The organism is Comamonas sp. B-9 (assembly GCF_000410635.1).
Taxonomy (GTDB): Bacteria; Pseudomonadota; Gammaproteobacteria; order Burkholderiales; family Burkholderiaceae_C; genus Comamonas.
The window spans coordinates 1-976 of record NZ_APCR01000613.1 but is presented as its reverse complement, the minus strand read 5'-3'; the positions used below and the strand labels follow the sequence as shown (position 1 = coordinate 976).

The 976-nt window shown below is 70.0% G+C and carries 1 protein-coding gene; it reads left to right on the top strand.

Annotation, left to right across the window (positions count from 1 at the left end):
• The coding region (locus H928_RS26425) for an aldehyde dehydrogenase family protein (protein WP_021025714.1) at positions 1-976 on the top strand (976 nt) is incomplete at both ends.

The following is a 976-nucleotide window of genomic DNA, read 5'->3' as shown; positions in this document are numbered from 1 at the left end:
AGCCGAGCAGACCCCGCTGATCGCCGCTGCCGCCGTGCAGGCGCTGTGGCAGGCCGGCGTGCCGCGCGATGTGCTGCAGCTGCTGCCGGGCACCGGCGAGACCGTGGGTGCCCGCCTGGTAGGCGACCACCGCGTGCAGGCCGTGATGTTCACCGGCTCGACCGAGGTGGCCCGCATTCTGCAAAAGACGCTGGCCCAGCGCCTCGATGCCCAAGGCCTGCCCGTCACCCTGGTGGCCGAGACCGGCGGCCAGAACGCGATGATCGTGGATTCGTCCGCGCTGGCCGAGCAGGTCGTGGTCGATGTGCTGTCCTCGGCCTTTGACTCGGCCGGCCAGCGCTGCTCGGCGCTGCGTGTGCTCTGCGTGCAGGAAGAAGCGGCCGACCGCCTGCTGCACATGCTGCGCGGCGCGATGCAGGAGCTCCAGCTGGGCAACCCCTGCCAGCTCAAGACCGATGTCGGCCCCGTGATCGACGCCGAGGCCAAGGGTGTCATCGACCAGCACATTGCCCGCATGCAGGCCGCTGGCCACCAGGTCTGGCAAAACAGCGGCGCCAGCGCGCAAGGCACCTTTGTGCCGCCCACGGTGATCGCCATCGGCCAGCTCTCCGAGCTCAAGCGCGAGGTCTTTGGCCCGGTGCTGCATGTGCTGCGCTACCGCCGCGAGAACCTGCCCCAGCTGCTGGCCGACATCAATGCCACCGGCTACGCGCTCACCCTGGGCCTGCACACCCGCATTGACGAGACCATCAACCAGGTGGTCAATGCCGCGCATGCCGGCAATATCTATGTGAACCGCAACATCGTCGGCGCCGTCGTCGGCGTGCAGCCCTTTGGTGGCGAAGGCCTGTCGGGCACGGGCCCCAAGGCCGGCGGCCCGCTGTACATGCTGCGCCTGCTCAGCCGCATGCCGGCCACGGCCACCGTGGATGCGCTGGCCCACCTGCCGCGCATGGCCGGTAGCGAGGCCCCGGCC